Genomic DNA, 18,818 nt, shown 5'->3' with positions numbered 1-18,818 from the left:
TTGGTAGATAAAAGCTCTAGAATTCAGAAATGGCAAATGTTTTCGGAGAGTGACAAAAGAGGGTTACTTAAATATTGTAGGCTACTTGACGAAACTCTTCATAAAATTCTCAGTTGTATCTGGCAGTAAAATCAAAGTTTCCTCAATCATCTCTCGTAAGTTGGGAGTAACATTACTAGCAGTGCTGAAGCAATATACTAGTAAACTGTTTGCCTCCCAGTATTGCTGAATTAACTGCAACTGCTCCTCACTAAATTGCCAATTATAACCTATCTGTCGGTTAATTGCGATCGCTTCCTTTAGTTGTGTAGTCCAAGATTGCCCGTTAGATTGCCACCATGCTTTCAATGTCTCTCTATCTTGTTGTGAACTAGGCAATTCATTTCTGAGGCTTTGCAGAGATTCATATAAAGATGAATGCTCTTCTAGTAAATAATCAATATCAAGAGCTAATTTTATAGCAGAAATGCGCTTACAAAAAATCTCTGACGTCAAAGCTAGGCTAACAGCAAGGGCATGGATTAAAGCTAAATCTAAGGCTAAATCATCAGCTAGTTTTCCAGCAATATGATTATCTAAAGATATAGCTAGAGTTTGGTTACGCGATAAAAAATAATGAGGAGGTAGGACAAGGGTAAAGTAAAAAGCACGTATAGCAGATGGATGAAAATCTGAGGTAACTGTTGAAGACTTTTGCATCACCCAAGTGATAAAACGCTTTAATGTTTCATCCGTAACAGCTAATTTCTCAATTTGTTGCTTCATTAACTGGAATAAGTTATCAAAGGATCTGAGCATTTCTGATGTGAGCAAAATTACTTCACGCCAGCGCTTATCAATCAAATGATTGACAAGTTGCTTTAATGTTTTTTGATCGCTATTAGCAACAAAGTTCCTCGCAGTGAAGTATTCGTGAAATGTTAAATGAGAAAAAGAATAAATCCCTCTAGCTTGTTCAACTAATAATCCATGCTGTAACTCAATTGCTTTCAGTACAGCTTTACTATTTACTTGTAAATCTTCTATGTCAGTCGGTGCATTGGGTAGCAAATATAGATAGTCAGCTATTAATTGACAAATTTTGCTTTCTTCAAAAAAGTAATCTCCTGTTTCAAAAGAAATAGCAGCTATATAACTAAGCAGTTTAATTTTCTGAGTTAAAGTTAAATTACGATAAACCTCATCTCTTTTTATACCTCTTGCTTCATCCCAACGTATCAGTAATAACTCTAATCCTTGTTGATAAATTTCGGAACGCTTAGTAGGAAAATGACCTAAATCTTGAAAAACTAAACAAGTGAGATTTAATAAAAGAGGTGTAGATGCTAGGTTTTGAACCAGTCGATTTTCGGGAAGTGTTATTGTATCAATAAATTTAGAAGCTAATGTTTTTCTTAACAGAAGATTATTTTTAGCAAATGCTACAAACCATTTCTTAGCAAAAGTTGAAATTTGTAATTTTGTAAAATCAGCAATTTCTACTTCAGCAAACCCTTTGAATTTCTGATGTTTAAATGCAATCCGACAAGTAATAATTACTATGTTTTTATAATAAATATCTAAAAAATTACTAATTACTTGATTAATTTTATCACTATTTTTATCGGAGACTTCATCTAAACCATCTAGCAAAATTAAAGCTTTACCTTCATGCAGTAAAGATTCTAATTCTTGTTGACTTATTTTACAAATGCTAAACTCTTGAATTAAATAGCTCAATAAATAATTTTTATCATCATAATCCATGTTTTCAGCAAAATCTTTCAGACTAATAAAAATGGGAACCCTTTGAGTCTGAAATTTACCTTGATTACAAAGGATAGCAATTGATTGTAAAAAAGTAGTTTTTCCTGCTCCTGGCTTTCCAAGTAAGATAAGCTTAGAAGATTTGTCAATAGCTTGTAAACCTGTAATTGTCTTAGTACTAACTTCCTCGGAGTCAAATTTATCTAAAGCTTTATTATCAAATTTTTGTAAATCTGAAATATCTAGCCATCTTTGACTATTAATTTCTTCTACTACATTTACCTCAACAAATAATTCATCCAATTCTACAGTACGAGCAACATCTAGCAACCGGATCGTACCACATTGGTGTTGAATTTTTTCCGAGTGAGCAGCACGTACTTTAATCACTAAAGGGTCAATGATAGTAGAATTTTTACTTTCTAGTATCTGCTGAGATGTTAAGTCTTCATCTGGTTTAAATTCCAGTCTTTGAACAATATCTTCTGGCTCTAGTGCTAAAGTCAAACAAATTTCATGGAATATTTGACGGGCAATAGGTTTGCCAGTAAAAAACTTCCAAATTGGTTGGCGACTGTCTAAACCAACTTGACTTGCAAGATATTCTTGTGTCCAACCTTTATGATTAAAAGCCTGTTTGGCTTTTCTAATACCTTCATCTGAAGCTTGGAGAGATCGTTTGGCCATGCTGATATCAGAAATTTATTCAATTCAATAATTAATTGACATCAATTGTATTCAATTTTTTAAATTAGCGACAAGTGAATTATTTATACTAGTGTATGGTATTACGCTTTGTCAATAAAAAATATAGAAATATAGTTTAATTTTTAGTTTATTTTTTGAAAAAGTTAGTTCGATAAACTTATCTAGAGAGACAGAATTTCCAAATATGCCATTTAATTTTCATTAATTCAGGTAATCTTAATTAAGATTAATTGAAGAAGGCAGTTCTTGCTGAGGTCAGAAGGTTCTTTTCAGAAGGGGATTCAAACCCCTCCTGAAAAGGAGCCACCAAATTTTCTTGTTTTGTGGGGGTCTTAAACCCTTGCTAAGAAGCGGTCGCGCAGATGGTGACGCTCCTGCGTTGCTAACGCTGCCCTCAGCAAGAACTCCCTTTCTTCGATCAGCTTATGGTTAATTTTTGTTAAGTAATCGATTTATTTATCAATTATAATTAAACAGATACAGAATCTACTTTCAATGGAAGTCTAACTACAAAACTTGTTCCTTTACCTAGCGTGCTATCTACGTGTATTGTACCTTTGTGTAGATCCACACATCGTTTAACAATTGCTAGCCCTAATCCTGAACCTGGAATTTTAGCAACATTGGTAGCACGTTGAAAAGGTTCAAATAATTTAGCTTGAGATTCTGCTGGAATCCCTATTCCTTGGTCTGTTACTTGAAAACATACATTATTCTCTTCGCAAGTTAGCAATAACGAGACTATACTACCTTTTGAGGAGTATTTCACTGCGTTGGAAAGTAAGTTATTTAGTAAATGCCATAGTAGCTGTTCATCTAGACAAATAATACAACTTTTACTATTTGCTAAAAAGCTAATTTCATACTGATCTTTAAGTGTAAACTGCAAAGATTCAGCTATTTCTGCACAGAAATTTACCACATCTATTGGTGTGGGGTTAAATACAAAATTGTCAGATTCGGATCTGCCTAGTGTGAGTATATTCTCTAAAAGATTTGTCAAGCTATCCGTGGCAGAATCAATGCCGTTGATATGATTTTGTTTCTTTTGCTCTGACATCTGACCACCATAGGCTTTCAGCATTTCAAGACTAAGCCGAATTGTAGTCAAGCGGTTACGAAATTCATGTACTGCCATGTAAAAGTGCTGAGATTTTACCTGGCTTTTGGACTCAGCAATTTGCTGATTAGTTTTGGCAGCAACTAGCGCTTTCTTAACTCCAATTTCTGCTTTGTGTCGGGAAAGAGCAATCTCAATTGTGGTAGCTAGTATTCTTTCATCAAATGGTTTTAAAATATAACCAAAAGGTTGGGAAATCTTAGCTCTCTCTAGTGTCGCTCGATCGGCATTAGCAGTTAGGTAAACTACAGGCAAATTAAAGCGAGACTGGATTTCTAAAGAGGCTTCTATTCCATCCATTTCGCCCTTTAGCCTGATGTCCATTAGCACTAAGTCAGGCTGCAAAGTTTCTGCTATTAAAATAGCTTCTTCTCCTGATGCAACTAAGGCAGGGACATTATACCCCAAGTATTCTAGAGTTTCTCTCAGGTCATCAGCAACTAACTGCTCATCTTCAACTATCAAAATTTGGATAGGATTCATAATCAATTTTATAGTTGAGTATATTTATAATTTATTTGGATTTATTTCCTGTAATCTTTCGCTTAAACTATAAATTTCTCTGAGATTTTTTAATATTTCATCTTTATCCATTAATTCATAGTTATCTATAAGCCTCTTTGAAATAGACATAATTCCCTGAAGAGGATTACATAACTCATTGCTAGTTGATTGAGTAATATAGTTGTAATGTTTGTTTATTTTTTTTTGAGTTTGTCTATTAATTATTTTTTCTTTTTCAAATCTTGCTGTTATTGCCCCCAACAAATCTGCTCTTGTAAACGGCTTAATCAGATAATCATCTGCACCTAATTCTATGCCTTGACGAATATCACTTTGAGAAGCTTTAGCTGTAAGAAATATGAAAGGAATCGCTTCAGTTTCTGGGTTTTCACGAGACCAGCTAACAACTTCATATCCATCTAACTTAGGCATTGTAATGTCGCAGATAACCAAATCTGGGATTTCTGCTTGTAATAATTTAATGCCGACTTCTCCGTTCTCTGCATCTATAACATAGAAATTTTCGGCAGTCAGCATTTCTACAATGACGCTACGGATATCTTCTTGGTCTTCAATTACTAAGATTTTTGTCATTACTTGAGATGTATTAGCTGTTTTAGTATTTGGACTTGGGACAACAAAAAATAGTTGTTTGCAAATAATATGACTTTGTTAGGGAATTTCTAAAACTCTGATGATTTCGTAGGTTGGGTAGAACGAAGTTAAATCCAAACCCAACATTTTTCAAAGAAACGGTTTTTTATTGGCAGTCCAATTGTTAAGTTATATTTCGCCAACAAAGTCATAATATTCACGAATATAATAGCGCACTATTGAACAAGCAGGTGGAGTAACCAAACCAGTTGCTTAAAGAACTTAATTTCTCTCTCCAAAGGTTCTGATGTTTTGTAAAAAAACGTATATATTTACCAATATACTGAAAACTTGAGATACAACATTATAGAGACTTGTGTAAGTATTAATACTTGAGGAATTTTATTTACTCTGTTTTTAATACCCTATTCAGAGTTGACTTGATACCAGAACACTTTTGAATCTGGCAAATAGAGAATTTCAATTTTTTGATCAAATGCGATCGCGTTTATATGTGTGATTTATGAGTCATCGTTCCCACCTAAGCATCCTAGTGATTGATGATTGCGCCGAAAACCGGGAGATGTATCATCAGTATTTGCAACAGGATAGATTGTATACATATAATATTTTGGAATTTCAGACAGCAAAACAGGCGATGACATGGTGTCAGCAACAGACACCAGATGTGATTTTGCTGGATTATTTATTGCCCGATGACGATGGATTAGGGTTTCTGCAAAAACTGAGGGGAAACCTGAATAATAGCCAATCTGCCGTCATCATGCTCACAGGACAAGGAGACGAAACGATCGCTCTCCGTGCCATGAAAAAAGGCGCTCAGGATTATTTGGTGAAAAATTATCTCACACCGGAAATCTTGCAAAGTGCAATTCATCATACAGTTGAACTGATGCTGCTGACCCGAAAGTTAGAACAAAGTCGGCAACAACAACAAATGATGGCGGCGATCGCTTTACGGATTCGTCAGTCGCTCGAGCTAGAAGACATTTTGAGTGTCACAGCTGCAGAAGTGCGCCAGTTTCTTCAGATAGATCGGGTAGTGATCTATCAATTTCAGCCTGATATGAGTGGGACTGTGGTGGCGGAGTCCATACTTCCCGGTTGGACAGTGGCTATGGGAGTGCAAATTCAAGATAACTGCTTTAAAAAGGGTGCGGCAGCCGACTATCACCAAGGGAAAAAACGGGCGATTGACGATATAAATCAGGCAGGCTTAACGCCTTGCCATTTGCAGCTACTAGAACAATTTCAAGTCAAAGCCTGTCTGATAGTACCTATTCTGGTGACAAATAAATTATGGGGATTATTAATTGCCCACCAATGTACCGCACCCCGTCACTGGCAGTCATTTGAACTGGACTTGTTGGATCAGCTGGCCGTGCAAATAGCGATCGCCATTCAGCAAGCGAGTGCCTATCAGCAAGCACAGGCAGAACTCCGAGAACGAAAACGTGCAGAACAGGCATTGCAACAACTCAATCTAGAACTCGAAACCAGAGTTGAAGAACGCACGGCGGCTTTACGCGAAAGTGAAGAACGCTGGCATTTGGCACTGCGAGGCAGCAATGATGGTATCTGGGACTGGAACATCAAAACTGATGAAGTTTTCTTCTCGGCTGGTTGGGAAGAAATGCTGGGCTTCGCGGAGAATGAACTTATCCACAATTTTGAAGTATGGTCAAGCCGAATTTATCCCAACGATCGCGATCGGATCATGAAGACGCTGACTGATCATTTAGCCCACAAAACACCCTTTTTCCAAGAAGAATACCAGATAAAATCTAAAGATGGCTCTTATATATGGATATTAGATCGGGGTCAGGCATTGTGGGATGAATTCGGCAATGCCATTCGCATGAGCAGCTCGGCAACGGATATTACCAGACGGAAGCAGACAGAAGCAGCATTATTAGCCGTTACCAGATTGAAACAGTCTATTTTGGCTAGCATTGATTATGCCATTATTTCTACCAATTCCGAGGGAATAATTCAAACTTTTAACCTGGCTGCTCAGAAGATGCTGGGTTATACAACCGATGAGGTTATTGGTAAGTTAACACTAAACAGGTTTCACGACCCAGAAGAACTCAAACAACGCACAGATGTACTCTTGCGGGAGATGGGCAGGGAAATTCCCTTTGGAGATTTATCTATGGTGAAAACTCTGCAAAATAGTTGCGAGGTAGAATGGAATTTCATTCGTAAAGACGGTTCGCGCTTCCCTGTTGCTTTATCGGTTAAACCCCTGTGTAATCTAGAAGGACAAATTATCGGTGGTGTGGGGATTGCCAAAGATATCACCCAGCAAAAACAAATTGAAGCTCAACTTTGCAAAAATGCGGCTAACCTCGCATCTGCACAACGGATTGCGAATCTAGGTAGTTGGGAAATGGACTTACAAACGCAACAATTAATCTGGTCAGAAGAGGTATTTCGCATATTTGTCCGCAATCCTGAGTCTGGTACACCAAGCTACAACGAAATGCTCAATTGCATTCATCCAGACGATCGCGAACGCTACGATGTTGTCGTGCAGCAAGCAATTGAACATGAACAAGCTTATGAAATAGAGTATCGCTTTTATCGTGTAGATGGAAGTTTGGGTTATTTACTATCACGAGGCGAAGTCATATTGGATACTAATAGCCAACCATTCCAGTTAATTGGCACTATCTTAGACATTACCAACCGTAAACAAACTGAAGAACAACTACGGAACCTTTCAGATCGATTGACCTTGGCGCTCAAGTCAGCCAATATTGGTATCTGGGACTGGGATATGATCCACGATCTGGACTGGGATGACCGAATGTATGAACTGTATGATTTACAACGGTCTGATGGAGTTGCAGTGTATCAAGCCTGGGTAAGTAAGCTCCATCCAGATGACCGGGCTGTAGCAGAAACTACTTTTCAAGATGCTGTACTGGGAATAAAAGAATTTGATACGGAGTTTCGGATTGTTCTTGGCGATGGCAGTATCCGCTTTATCAAAGCTTCTGCTCTAGTTCAACGCAATGACTGGGGTAAACCACAGCGCATGGTTGGCATTAACTATGATATTACCAATAGCAAACAAGCAGAGGTAGCTTTGCGGGAGAGTGAACACCGTTATGCTACCTTGACAGAAGCGGCCCCAGTTGCGATTTTCCGGCTTGATGCTGCTAGTAATTGTATCTACGTCAACGAGCGCTGGAGTCTGATGACAGGTAGACCAACAGCAGCAGCGTTAGGAAAAGGGTGGTTAGAAAATATACATCTAGAAGACTGCGATCGCCTGTTGATGCACTGGTCTGACCCCTGTGAACAAAGATGTAAGCTACATGAAACCTGTCGGCAAGAGGTCAGATATTTGCGTCCAGATGGTTGCATCACCTGGCTCTATATGCAGATAGTACCCGAAACCAACCCCAGTGGTACACTTATCGGCTATATAGGAACCCTGACAGATATCACCATTCGCAAACAAATTGAGTCAGAAGTTAATCACCATCGTGATTTGCTAGAAGCAATCTTTAACGAATCAGCCGATGCTCTTTTCTTGGTAGACAACAATACCCAGTTGATTTTTGATTGCAATCGTCGTGCAGTTGAGTTGTTTGAGGTTTCAAAAAAGGAAGAGTTAATCAATATTCGTGGAAATACATTACAACGTTACCAATCTACTCCCCAAGAATTGGATGAGGTTATACAGGAACTGAATCAAAAATCTTGGTGGAGTCGGGAAATCGAATATGCTACCCGTAAAGGTAATTTCTTTTGGGGGAATTTAGTAACTAAACAAATTACTGTAGCAGGTAAGGCTGTTAATTTGGTACGATTGTCTGATATTAGCGAGCGCAAAAAAGCAGTAGAACAAATTCAGCGATCGCTAGATGAAAAAGAAACCTTACTCAAAGAAATTCACCATCGGGTAAAAAACAACCTGCAAATTATCTCCAGTTTGCTCAGAATGCAATCTAGACGCTCTGACGATGAAACAACTTTGTCGATGTTTAAAGAATCTCAAGATCGTGTACAGTCAATGGCTTTGATTCACGAGCAACTGTATCAGTCAGCAGATATTTATGAAATCAACTTTGATAATTATATTAAAAGTCTGATAGATAGCTTATTTCGCTCCTATGGAGTCAGTCAAAAAAATATTGTTCTCAATATCGAAACCAATGGCATCAAATTAGACCTTGATACAGCTATTCCCTGCGGATTGATAATTAACGAATTGGTTTCTAATTGTCTGAAATACGCATTTCCCGAAAAAAAGAAAGGCAATATTACAATTTATCTGGAACAATCCTCAGAAAAACAATTAAGTTTAGTAGTTAAAGATACTGGTATTGGTATTACGGAAACATTAGATTGGGAAAATAGTAACTCTTTAGGCTTAAGAATTGTGAAAAACCTAGTTAGACAGCTAAAAGGCAATATTATTTTAGAGCGTGGAGGCGTTAACTCTCACAGACATCGCGGTACTACCTTCTGTATTCACTTCCCCCAATGATGAGGAATCTGTAGCAATAATTCTTGAATATGTACTAAAAGCTTATAGACTTCTTGTAGAAGTGGGAAAAGGGTAAGGGGGAAAAAGATGGAATTTTCCTTTTCCCTTTGCCCTTTTCCCCTTTCCCTACCTCTTGCAAAAGGAACTTTTGCAAGAGGTCTAGTATAAAACCCTGCATCTTTTTGCCGGATTGCCAAAAAGTTAATCTGGGCGCTGTTGAGTTAAAACTTGATAAGCATAATTGAAATCATCAGTAGTAATCCTGATATCAGAAGGCTCTGTCAATCCTTGGGAGCGGAAACGCCGAATTGCTTCTACCGCCGCTTGATTGCACAGTAAAGTTAAATCTGCACCATTCCAGTCTTTGCTCATCTCTGCCCAATAGTCTAAATCCACATCTTCCAGAGGTCGTCCTTGACTATGGACTTGCAGAATTGCCAAGCGACTAGCTAAATCTGGTAAATCTACTTTCATCTGTAAATCCAAGCGTCCAGCTCGTAACAAAGCTGGGTCAAGGGCATCAGGTCGATTAGTCGCCCCAATCACCAAGATAGTGCTTCCCACTTCTATACCATCCAACTCAGTCAGTAATTGACCGACTACGCGATCACTCACTCCCGAATCACCATTGTAACTGCCGCGTGCCGGGGCTAAAGTATCAATTTCATCAATAAATATTACACAAGGCTCTGCCTGACGCGCCTTAGCAAATAATTCCCGCACTGCCTGTTCACTCGCACCTACCCAACGGGTGAGTAGTTCCGGACCATTGACACCAATAAAATTCGCCCTAGCTTGGGAAGCAACAGCTTTGGCTAATAAAGTTTTACCTGTTCCCGGTGGCCCCCACAATAAGATTCCCTTGGGTGCTAGTGCTTTAGTTTGCAGGTAAAGTTCTGGATAGAGAAGCGCTCCTTCCACTGATTCTCGTAGGGTTTCCTTAATCTTATCCAAACCGCCAATATCTTCCCAAGCAATATGTGGAACTTCCACTTCCACACTCCGCAACACAGCCGGCTTAATTTCTTTGAGTGCTTGTAAAAAGTCAGCTTGGTTAACCGTCATATTTTCGGGAATTTGTCCCTCAATCGAAGAAACTTGACGGCGCAAAGCTGTGTAAGCAGCTTTTTGACAAACGGCTTTCAAATCAGCTCCCACAAATCCCACAGCCCCTTCGGCGATGAAGTCCAAATCAACCGTCTCATCCAAAGGCATCGCACGGGTGAGAATTTCCAGAATATCTCTGCGTCCTTTAGCATCTGGAATCCGAAACTGCACTTCGCGGTCAAATCGTCCAGGACGACGCAAAGCTGGGTCAAGATGGTCGGGGCGGTTCGTCGCAGCCAGAACAATCACACCTGGAGTGTGAGAAAAACCATCCATCAGACCCAATAGTTGAGCCACAACGCGTTTTTCCACTTCACCTTCTACAGAATTGCGGTCTGGAGCTAGGCTATCGATTTCATCAATGAAGATAATACAGGGAGCATTCTTAGCAGCTTTCTCAAAGATGCCGCGCAGTCTTTGCTCGGCTTCACCGTAGTATTTGCCGATGATTTCCGGCCCCACAATAGCAATGTAATTAACGCCGAGTTCTTCAGCTAAAGCACGCGCAGTCAGGGTTTTACCAGTACCAGGAGGGCCAACCAAAAGTACTCCCCTGGTTGGTTCTAGCCCCAGTTTAGCCAGCAGGTCAGGGCGTTTTAAGGGAATAGCGATGAGTTCTTTGAGTTCTTTAAGAATCTCATTAAGCCCACCGATATCTTTCAAAGCATTACCTGAAGGGGCATCAGGTGGTGCAACAATGTCAGGTGTAGCTCCATTCCCTGCATCAGAATTAGGAGAGGGTTGGGTGTGGATACGGCTTGTACCAATATCGTTAGCCATATTATTAGGACGCGGCATATTCCCAGACCGAGGAATATTGCTCATAGAACGGGAGTTAATCTGGAAATCCGTCTTAATTTCTCCCTTTTCTACTTTTTCTTCTAAAGTCTTAACTAATTCAATGAACTGTTCAAATCCCTTAAATAAATCAGCCATACAATAACTCCAAGAATCTGGAAAAATTTACTTTGCTTTTGTCACATTTATCTTTTGTTTTTAGTTAATTCCTCAACTTCAAATAAAAGATTTGCCGCTCCCTGAATCCGGGCCATAGGCTCCACAGAACGGGGTAAACCAGGTAGCCGAATCATAGTTTGTTCTGGAAAGAGACTGCCATCAATTTCTACCTCTCGACTGTAACGATTCTGAACTACATAACGCTGATTAACACCCATATTTTTTAGAGACTCTGTTAAACGTATATGTTCAGATATGATTGCCACTTCCGACTGAATTACACCAATGAATTGAGTATGTTGGGGATTTGTTAAATTCTTTTGCGCTTGTACAACTTGTTGGCGTAAATGTCGTAAGCGTCCAATAAAATCAACTCTACCCAAAACATCTTGATATTTTATCCACAATTTAAATATCCAAGATAACCAATCACCTAAAGCCGATGGCATTTCTAAAAATTGGAGAAGATGACCAGTTGGTGCTGTATCTAAAATAACTAAATCTTGCTGCTTACTGTCCAATAAATCCATCACAGTAATTAGGGCTAGCATCTCATCAATACCTGGTAAAGCTTGAGACATAATCTGCCGCCATGCCTCTGGAACATAAGCAACATTATATGTTGTATCTGTTTGTGAACCTTCACCACTAATCATATCCGCTAATTCCCAAAGATAATCTACGCGGAACTTTTCTAAAACTTGATGAGCATCAATTTCTTGCCCAGTCAAATTAGATGCTAAAGATATAGGCTCATGTCCTAATTTTTTCCCAAAAGCATCTCCTAAAGAATGCGCTGGGTCTATAGAAATGACCCGAATATTTTTATCTGGATGTTGTTGGGAAGAAGCCCAAGCGATAGCGGCTGCTACTGTCGTTTTACCTACACCTCCTTTACCACCAACAATAATTAATTTGCATTCTTCATTGAGAAAATCATGGAAGCTAGGTAAAACTTTAGCAGGCCATTGAATCAGTGGTGGTGGAGCAAGTTCAACACTTTCTATTTGTTTAATTTGGGCTGCTAGAGAATCTAAAGCCACGTCGCCCAAGGGTTCTACCCTCTGCTGCGGTAAGATAAAAACAGGGTGATTAGGGCTAAGTTCTAAGTATTTTTTCAGGAGATTTTGCTGTTCAGCATAGCGATCTGGCTCTAGCTCCGAATTTAGCAAAATTCGATTGATGAATAATCCGGCATAAGGAACTTCTAAAGTTTCTAAACTATTTAAAAACCGCTCAGTTTCTAAAAAACACATGGGTTCAGAAATACCCACCACCAAACAACCTGTAAATTTTTCATCTTGCAGTAAGCGTCTGCCTTCTGCTAATTCGGTTTTCATGTCTACTAAAAAGTTATCGACTTCATCAGCCGTATAACTGCCTTTAAAACTTTTAGTGATTACCCGATGTTTTTCTTGAAACAATTCTAAGGAATTTAAAATAACATCTAAAAAATCTTTTAAGCCTAATAAATTTAAGGTATGTCCAGAAGGAGCCATGTCTACAACTACACGATCTACCTTTTTTTCAGACAGTAAACGTTCAATTTCTAGCAATCCCATTAATTCATTTAAACCAGGCCAGTTTAAATCCCATACTGGTGCTAAATCCCCTCCATCAGCTAAACTGCCACGCTCCACCAGCATTTCTAAAAAATAGCTGTATTTTGCTTTAAATGCCAATAATAGTTTTTGAGCATCCAGCGCTTGAACACTCAAGTTAGGTAAATCTGTTAATGGTAAAGCAATATCTTTAACTTCTGATTGCAATACATCACCTAAAGAATGTGCAGGATCTGTAGAAATTAACAGAATTTTTTCTTGAGGGAACTTTCGCGCCCAATAACGTGCAAAACTGCAAGAAATGGTAGTTTTACCCACTCCACCCTTGCCACTAAACATAAGTAGATGTAACGAATCATAGTAGTTCATAATTAAAAAATCCCTGAAAAAACTTGTGAGTAATAATTAAATAAAGTGATAAGGAGGAAGAGGTTCTCCCAAGATTAAATCCCAATGAGGGCATTTTTTTTGCAAGCTTAATACTTGTTCTAAAAGTAAAGCTTTATTATGGCGATCGACTAAAAGATGAAACCGTACTTCTTCTGCATGCTCTTGAATGATCGCAGATGATTGATAAGTTTCTGTAATTAAATTAATCAGATAAGATTTTTCCTGATTTTGGGCAGCAAAAAAGCTTTTCTGCTGTTCATAGTACTGTTTCTTGGCTAAAAAATAATCTCTGCCATTTGTCCCAGATGCCTTGGCAAGTTCTTCAACTTTTTGGGGAATGACCTTTAAAGTGTATTCGTTTTTTCCTTTAATGTTATTTAGTTTATCTTGATATTCCTGAGCATGAGATTCTATATGATTTAGCAATGTATCTTCAGAAAGAAAATAAGTGCCAAAACGCAAAGGTAAAACTGTCATCTGACGAGATAGCTCACAGATAACGCGATCATGGGCTAAAACCATTTTTATGACTTGCTCATCGTCATTTTGGCTTGATTCTAAAGATATTCCAGGTTCTACAACAGCTGAGATATTCTTGCCATTAATCAAGAGTAATTTACCAAGATTGCCAGATGGCAAATCCATAGAGAAATCAGGAGTATTGAAAAATGCGTAAGTGTAGAAATTTTGCGGCATGATTTTAACCAGATAAAAACTTAAAAAGCATAACCCACAGTCTCTAAAACAATCATCTTGGCATAAAAATAAAAAAAGTGCTAATTTTTATAAAACTATTTACTTTTTATAAAACTATTTACATTGTTGAAATTTTAGTTATAATACTATCAAACATTCAAGTAAATGCCATGAGAAAAATACATAACCAAGTAATAATCAGACCCAGAATTAGCACAATGCCTCGTAATCACTCTGAGGCATCTAAGCAATTAGAACTTTATAAGCTAATCACAGAGAAACAAAGAGTTAAGCAAGAGTTAGCTTTTATTGAGCAGCGAAAAGGGGTACTTACACAACGTTTAACTACACTCCAAACCGAGATAGATACGACAGACCATAATATTAAGCATTTACGTAATGCTGAGTCACGAGTTACTCCGGTGGCGCGTCCAAAAATCTTCGCTGAAACTAATAGCTATCGAAGTTTTGACATTGAATACTAAAATCTAAAGTTTCGCTAAACTTAGTCTGAAAAAAGAACAAAAATTAAACGACTAACCCGTGAAAGCGGGTTATCAATTGTTTAATCTTATAAATTAACTAGCTAGAGGTAAAGAACTCAATTTTTTAATTCAAAAACTTAGTATTCAGTGCTGAATAAAAAACTAATTTATCACCTCTAACCTCTAGTTGTTTTCATCCCTTATAAGTGTATGTAGTTTATAAAAACTATTTATTAGGGTGATAAAACTAGATTTTCATTCTCTTCATATTCTTTTACAAATACGCCTTGCTTTTGGTAAACTTCATCTTCTTCATATATATCTATAAACTCAGATTCGACTGAATAATCTTCTTGTTCTTCTTCTAACTCTAGAGCCAGACGAGACTCTTCTTCCAACTCCAAAGCTTGAATGTTCAAGAGAAGTTCTTCTTCTTGAGAATCAAATTCTTCTTCAGAAAATTCGCCCATATCAAATTTCAATTGCAGACTTAATAATTGTTTATGAAGATTTTCTTGATCATCAAATTCAGTATTAGTACGCTCTTGAATTTGTTCTGCAATCCACACAAGTCCACTAATTGGTCCCGTGATTGGTAATAGTAAGATTTTCCCAAACATAGTCTTGACTCCTATGAAGCAATTTGAGCAAATGTATACGGTGCAGTAAAGTTGTTGTAGCGAATGCGTAAACGTTCACCAAATTTTTGATCAATCGCTTCGACTTGTTCGCTAAATATAGATTCTTGTTCCCAAGGAATTAAAAAGGCAGCGTTATAAATCATGTCTTCTGTCATTGGGGCATTTTCGATAATCTCATCTGCCAATGGTTTTAACTCATTAAAAAACACTTGGATTATAGATTCCTTGCGAGTTGCTAAATTACTTTCAATTAATTGTCCAATGTGAATTACCTCCTCCATACTTAATGTCTTTCCTTCCATTTGGTCTCGCTTCTGTTTCAAGTCTTGATGAGACTCCATCAATGCTTGTAATTCAGATTTGCTGTCCCAAAAAATTTTAATGCTGACTTCTCGACGCCCAGCTAATTTTTGGAATAGCTCTTTTAACTGCTCTTTATATGGTTGAAGCAGTTGTGTAACTACTGTTTCCCAATCTTTCACAACTAATCCAAAACGTAAAGGCAGTAAGGTTCTAGATCCAGCTTGCATAGCTTGTTCTAGAACCTTTTCATGGTTGATTAAATTGCGTCGAGAAGCTAAATATTTTTCTTGTTGTGCCTCTGAATATAAAAAAGTAAACCCATCAATTACTTGACTATAGACAGGTTGAGAATCCAATCCTTTAAGAACAACTGTTTCTGGAATTGGCTCAGGAAAAATACCGTATACGTAAAGACCAAATGTCATAATTAGAAAGAGTACTCAAACTAAAGGAATTATCAGAACTTACGCAAGTGTTAGAGATTTATTGATGAGGCTGTCAATACTCAATAGTCCAACTTGATTTAACTTTTGACAGTGGGGTATTGATTATTGACCACCTTCTATTCTTGTTCTCGTGTGTCAGTTGCGTAAGTTTTAATTACAACGGTTTTGAGGTTAAAACTAACCGCAACTTAGCATGAATGAGATTGAGTTCGGCTATACCTAAATCTATTTCACCATCTACAACAATTCCAGTGTTTAAAAGACGGTCTAATAGTTCCAGTATAGAAGGTTGATTCCCAATCTCACCTGGATAATAAGATCCGGGTGATGGCAAAAGACTACCAACATCTCCTAAATGTATATTCAAGTCTGCTGGTTCAATCTCAAAAATCTCACACAAGTTTAAAACTTGTTCTTCTAGCTTTTGCAAACTTTCGCCTGCTCGTTCTAAATCAGATTCGCTGAGAGAGTTTTGTTCCATGCGCCGAATTACTTGTGCTTCCATCAACTGGCGTACTAGTTCCACTACAGTCAAAAGTAAAGGAGCTAAACCTGCTTTGCTGTTAGCTTTAGAAGTGGTAGGTAGCAAATCGGGAGACTTTTCAGATGGAGTACAAACCATTGCCATGATGCTATCTACCTTTCCTAAATTTGTTGAATTCGATTTAATCTTGGTATAAATTGGATATGGATTGCTTTGACATTTCCAGAAACTGATTAAGCCTCAACTTGTGAATCCTTTTCCAATTGACGATTTGCTTCATACATTGGCTGGAAATCGTCTTGATTCTTCGCTGCTAATGTAGCTTCATCTTTCACACTTGTAGATGTGAGTAAACGTAGCTGTGATTCTAGACTTTCTAGCCTTTGTTGAAGTTGTTGGTTTTCTTCAACTAAACGTTGAGCTTTGGTACTGAGATATGGGTCACTTTCCCACCAATTTATACCCATCTCACGAGCTTTATCAACTGAAGAAATTAACAGACGAATCCGAATATGTATCAGTTCCGTTGAGGCAATAGATATAGAAATGTCACCAGCAATTACAATTCCTTTATCTAAAACTCTTTCGAGAATATCTGCTAAGGTGGAGCCTTGTGTAGATGTAGGAACTACTCGATTTGAGTTAATTTGGGGACGTGTTGGGTGTAGTGGGGTAGTAGTCACGATTAATTCGGCTCTTCAATGGTATATATACGGTTGTTCTTGCTCACTAGGCTTTTTTGCTCTAAAGCATCGAGAGCATTAGTTGTTGAGATCCGGTTGAGGTTGAATTCTTTTTGAATTACAGATAATGCTCCACTTTTGCGCTGTTGTAGGTAGTGATAAATTTCTTGCTCGAACGGAACAGGACTATTTACAACTGGCTCTTCTGGGACTTCTGGATGAAGTTCACTAAAATTAGAATCGATTATGGTTGGAAACCCGCCTTCTGCGATAGATTCGCTCGCGGTAGGCATCGCATCTGTATCCTCTGCTGTGATACTATCGTGCGATTCCTCTATTGCCTCTACGTGTAGGTGATTCAGTAATTCTAGGAAAATCGTTGTAGCTTCGCTAACAGACCACTTGGTGCGGTTGAACAGCACATCTGCACAAATTTCCCGAAAATCAGAATTTTCTGCTGATACCAAAATATTGTGTTCTGCACATACTTTAGCAATCACCAGACAAGACCGCAATCCTGATGTCTTCTCGCCACCTGTACGTAAGCGAAATGCTTTAACCAACTGCACAATTAAGTGAGCATCTGGTCTATTGATGCCTGTTTTATTAGCTAATATCTCGGTTTGAGTTAGCTCATCCGGTTCTGGCATATTAATAGTGACCAACCGATCGATTAAAGCATCCTGAGTCGCATGGACTCCGTAGTACTCTTCTGGGTTGGAGGTGAAAATAGCCCGAAATTGGGGATGAACGTGCAGGTATTCTGGCTGATTACTACTAGGAGGAAGAGTCAGAATTTTTTCTTCTAAAGCAGAGAGCAATACGTTATTCACTTCAGGTCGTGAACGGTTAAATTCGTCATAGACTAAGGTTAAGCCTTCTCGACAAGCTAGAGTTAGTCTAGAATCAACCCAATTTTGTTTAAATTCGTCTTCGACTTTGAGAACGCTGTGAATGTAGTTATCCAGTAACTTTTTATGGGTATAACCCGATTCACTACCAATCAAATCAGAACTTTTAAATTCATCATCTCCGAAAATTAACATGATTGGTCTATCAAGACAGTTAGCCAGGTGCATGGCTAAGGTTGTTTTCCCAGTACCTGCTGGGCCACGTAAGTGAATCGCAAAACCTGATGCGAGATAGCGCAATGCCCGAATTACTACCTGCTCAATCGCTGGTGTGATGACAAATTGCCCTGGACGGACACGAAGAACAGCTCTTTTGTTGTTATTTGCAGTGATAGTCATAGATTACGATGATGAAAAATAGCTTTTTGAGACAAAAAATTCAGAATGTTGCAATTTGGAACTTGATATGCTATTCTAGTTAGACAGATTAGCAAGCCAAAACTAATGCTTGTTAATTCTAAAAACCAAGCTCAAGCAAAACTTTAAGACTTGATAACTCAGTAACACTAAATTAATAGATAGAATAGAATATCTAAACTTTTACACTAAAACTCATTGTTGAATTTGCCCCCTTTTCTGACCAGTTATTTAACTGCAAGATTAGGGGGTTTTACTATTTAATCTAGTCAGCCAACAGATTACCAATTCTCTAAAATAAATCTACAGCAAGGAGGAAAGGAGAATGAACTGTAATTTAGAGAGAGGGTATTAACTCCCTTGGTCAGAGCGTTGACTAATGACTAAATATGCATGCCAAAAATGCTCACAAACAAATCCTGACGAAATTGATGTAGATATTGCTTTTGTGCTTTGGCTTGCTCAGTTCTGTTCTTTGCTGTTTCTGCTAGAAATTCGTGGGTTGTTTGCTCAAGTTCTTGGTAGAACTCCTGCAAGAACTTTGCTTGAGCTTGAGCTTGAGCAAACCTTTCTTTAGTAGCTTCTGTGAGAAACTCGCG

General features: G+C 38.1%; 14 protein-coding genes. 2 read left to right on the top strand and 12 right to left on the bottom strand.

The features are described 5' to 3' along the window. Nucleotides 1-81 precede the first annotated feature (81 nt). From HWQ38_RS03530 to HWQ38_RS03520, 3 genes are all read right to left on the bottom strand, one after another. Entirely contained in the window at nt 82-2,433 is a 2,352-nt protein-coding gene (locus HWQ38_RS03530) for an NACHT domain-containing NTPase (protein ID WP_292790062.1), read from the bottom strand. A gap of 490 nt (nt 2,434-2,923) precedes the next feature. After that, nucleotides 2,924-4,057, bottom strand: coding sequence for an ATP-binding protein (locus tag HWQ38_RS03525; RefSeq protein WP_292790061.1), 1,134 nt, complete (start codon nt 4,055-4,057; stop codon nt 2,924-2,926). A gap of 24 nt (nt 4,058-4,081) precedes the next feature. Next, complete coding sequence (locus tag HWQ38_RS03520) at nt 4,082-4,672, bottom strand: response regulator (protein WP_292790060.1); 591 nt, start codon at nt 4,670-4,672, stop codon at nt 4,082-4,084. 523 nt (nt 4,673-5,195) lie between these two features. Here HWQ38_RS03520 and HWQ38_RS03515 point away from each other — a divergent pair. Next, a complete protein-coding gene (locus HWQ38_RS03515; RefSeq protein WP_292790059.1) occupies nt 5,196-9,197 on the top strand; it encodes a PAS domain S-box protein in 4,002 nt (1,333 codons plus the stop codon). A gap of 201 nt (nt 9,198-9,398) precedes the next feature. Here HWQ38_RS03515 and HWQ38_RS03510 read toward each other — a convergent pair whose 3' ends face one another. The 3 genes from HWQ38_RS03510 to HWQ38_RS03500 are packed head-to-tail and all read right to left on the bottom strand — an operon-like array spanning nt 9,399 to nt 13,909. Continuing rightward, on the bottom strand, nt 9,399-11,240 hold the full coding sequence (locus HWQ38_RS03510; RefSeq protein WP_292790058.1) for an AAA family ATPase: 1,842 nt from the start codon (nt 11,238-11,240) through the stop codon (nt 9,399-9,401). Nucleotides 11,241-11,287: 47 nt separating this feature from the next. Further along, on the bottom strand, nt 11,288-13,192 hold the full coding sequence (locus HWQ38_RS03505) for an ArsA family ATPase (RefSeq protein ID WP_292790057.1): 1,905 nt from the start codon (nt 13,190-13,192) through the stop codon (nt 11,288-11,290). Nucleotides 13,193-13,228: 36 nt separating this feature from the next. Then, nucleotides 13,229-13,909 carry a GvpL/GvpF family gas vesicle protein gene (locus HWQ38_RS03500; protein WP_292790055.1) on the bottom strand — a complete coding sequence of 227 codons (681 nt, stop codon included), beginning with the start codon at nt 13,907-13,909 and terminating at the stop codon, nt 13,229-13,231. Between the two features lie 218 nt (nt 13,910-14,127). Here HWQ38_RS03500 and HWQ38_RS03495 point away from each other — a divergent pair, with 218 nt between their 5' ends. Continuing rightward, nucleotides 14,128-14,394, top strand: a complete 267-nt coding sequence (locus tag HWQ38_RS03495; protein WP_292790053.1) for a gas vesicle protein — start codon at nt 14,128-14,130, stop codon at nt 14,392-14,394. Nucleotides 14,395-14,627: 233 nt separating this feature from the next. Here the strand turns inward: HWQ38_RS03495 and HWQ38_RS03490 are convergent, their stop codons facing one another. The 6 genes from HWQ38_RS03490 to gvpC form a co-directional block, all read right to left on the bottom strand. After that, nucleotides 14,628-15,014, bottom strand: coding sequence for a gas vesicle protein GvpG (locus HWQ38_RS03490; RefSeq protein WP_292790052.1), 387 nt, complete (start codon nt 15,012-15,014; stop codon nt 14,628-14,630). 11 nt (nt 15,015-15,025) lie between these two features. Next, a complete protein-coding gene (locus HWQ38_RS03485) occupies nt 15,026-15,763 on the bottom strand; it encodes a GvpL/GvpF family gas vesicle protein (protein WP_292790051.1) in 738 nt (245 codons plus the stop codon). Nucleotides 15,764-15,938: 175 nt separating this feature from the next. Next, nucleotides 15,939-16,406 carry a gas vesicle protein K gene (locus tag HWQ38_RS03480; protein ID WP_292790063.1) on the bottom strand — a complete coding sequence of 156 codons (468 nt, stop codon included), beginning with the start codon at nt 16,404-16,406 and terminating at the stop codon, nt 15,939-15,941. 95 nt (nt 16,407-16,501) lie between these two features. Continuing rightward, entirely contained in the window at nt 16,502-16,951 is a 450-nt protein-coding gene (locus HWQ38_RS03475; RefSeq protein ID WP_292790049.1) for a gas vesicle protein, read from the bottom strand. A 2-nt stretch (nt 16,952-16,953) separates the two neighbouring features. After that, nucleotides 16,954-18,201 carry a gas vesicle protein GvpN gene (gene gvpN, locus HWQ38_RS03470; protein ID WP_292790047.1) on the bottom strand — a complete coding sequence of 416 codons (1,248 nt, stop codon included), beginning with the start codon at nt 18,199-18,201 and terminating at the stop codon, nt 16,954-16,956. Nucleotides 18,202-18,602: 401 nt separating this feature from the next. Next, nucleotides 18,603-18,818, bottom strand: a 216-nt coding sequence (gene gvpC, locus HWQ38_RS03465) for a gas vesicle protein GvpC (RefSeq protein ID WP_292790045.1), incomplete at its 5' end; no start/stop codon positions are given.

Origin of the sequence: Nostoc sp. NMS7, assembly GCF_017115085.1 — a bacterium.
Lineage (GTDB): Bacteria > Cyanobacteriota > Cyanobacteriia > Cyanobacteriales > Nostocaceae > Nostoc.
This window is presented reverse-complemented; position numbering and strand designations above follow the sequence as displayed.

What these genes read in the sequence shown, in the direction of transcription:
- HWQ38_RS03525 (WP_292790061.1), bottom strand. Translation starts at nt 4,057, where the DNA reads ATGAATCCTATCCAAATTTTGATAGTTGAAGATGAGCAGTTAGTTGCT.
- HWQ38_RS03530 (WP_292790062.1), bottom strand. Translation starts at nt 2,433, where the DNA reads ATGGCCAAACGATCTCTCCAAGCTTCAGATGAAGGTATTAGAAAAGCC.
- HWQ38_RS03515 (WP_292790059.1), top strand. Translation starts at nt 5,196, where the DNA reads ATGAGTCATCGTTCCCACCTAAGCATCCTAGTGATTGATGATTGCGCC.
- HWQ38_RS03490 (WP_292790052.1), bottom strand. Translation starts at nt 15,014, where the DNA reads ATGTTTGGGAAAATCTTACTATTACCAATCACGGGACCAATTAGTGGA.
- HWQ38_RS03495 (WP_292790053.1), top strand. Translation starts at nt 14,128, where the DNA reads ATGCCTCGTAATCACTCTGAGGCATCTAAGCAATTAGAACTTTATAAG.
- HWQ38_RS03510 (WP_292790058.1), bottom strand. Translation starts at nt 11,240, where the DNA reads ATGGCTGATTTATTTAAGGGATTTGAACAGTTCATTGAATTAGTTAAG.
- HWQ38_RS03505 (WP_292790057.1), bottom strand. Translation starts at nt 13,192, where the DNA reads ATGAACTACTATGATTCGTTACATCTACTTATGTTTAGTGGCAAGGGT.
- gvpN (WP_292790047.1), bottom strand. Translation starts at nt 18,201, where the DNA reads ATGACTATCACTGCAAATAACAACAAAAGAGCTGTTCTTCGTGTCCGT.
- HWQ38_RS03485 (WP_292790051.1), bottom strand. Translation starts at nt 15,763, where the DNA reads ATGACATTTGGTCTTTACGTATACGGTATTTTTCCTGAGCCAATTCCA.
- HWQ38_RS03520 (WP_292790060.1), bottom strand. Translation starts at nt 4,672, where the DNA reads ATGACAAAAATCTTAGTAATTGAAGACCAAGAAGATATCCGTAGCGTC.
- HWQ38_RS03500 (WP_292790055.1), bottom strand. Translation starts at nt 13,909, where the DNA reads ATGCCGCAAAATTTCTACACTTACGCATTTTTCAATACTCCTGATTTC.
- HWQ38_RS03480 (WP_292790063.1), bottom strand. Translation starts at nt 16,406, where the DNA reads ATGGTTTGTACTCCATCTGAAAAGTCTCCCGATTTGCTACCTACCACT.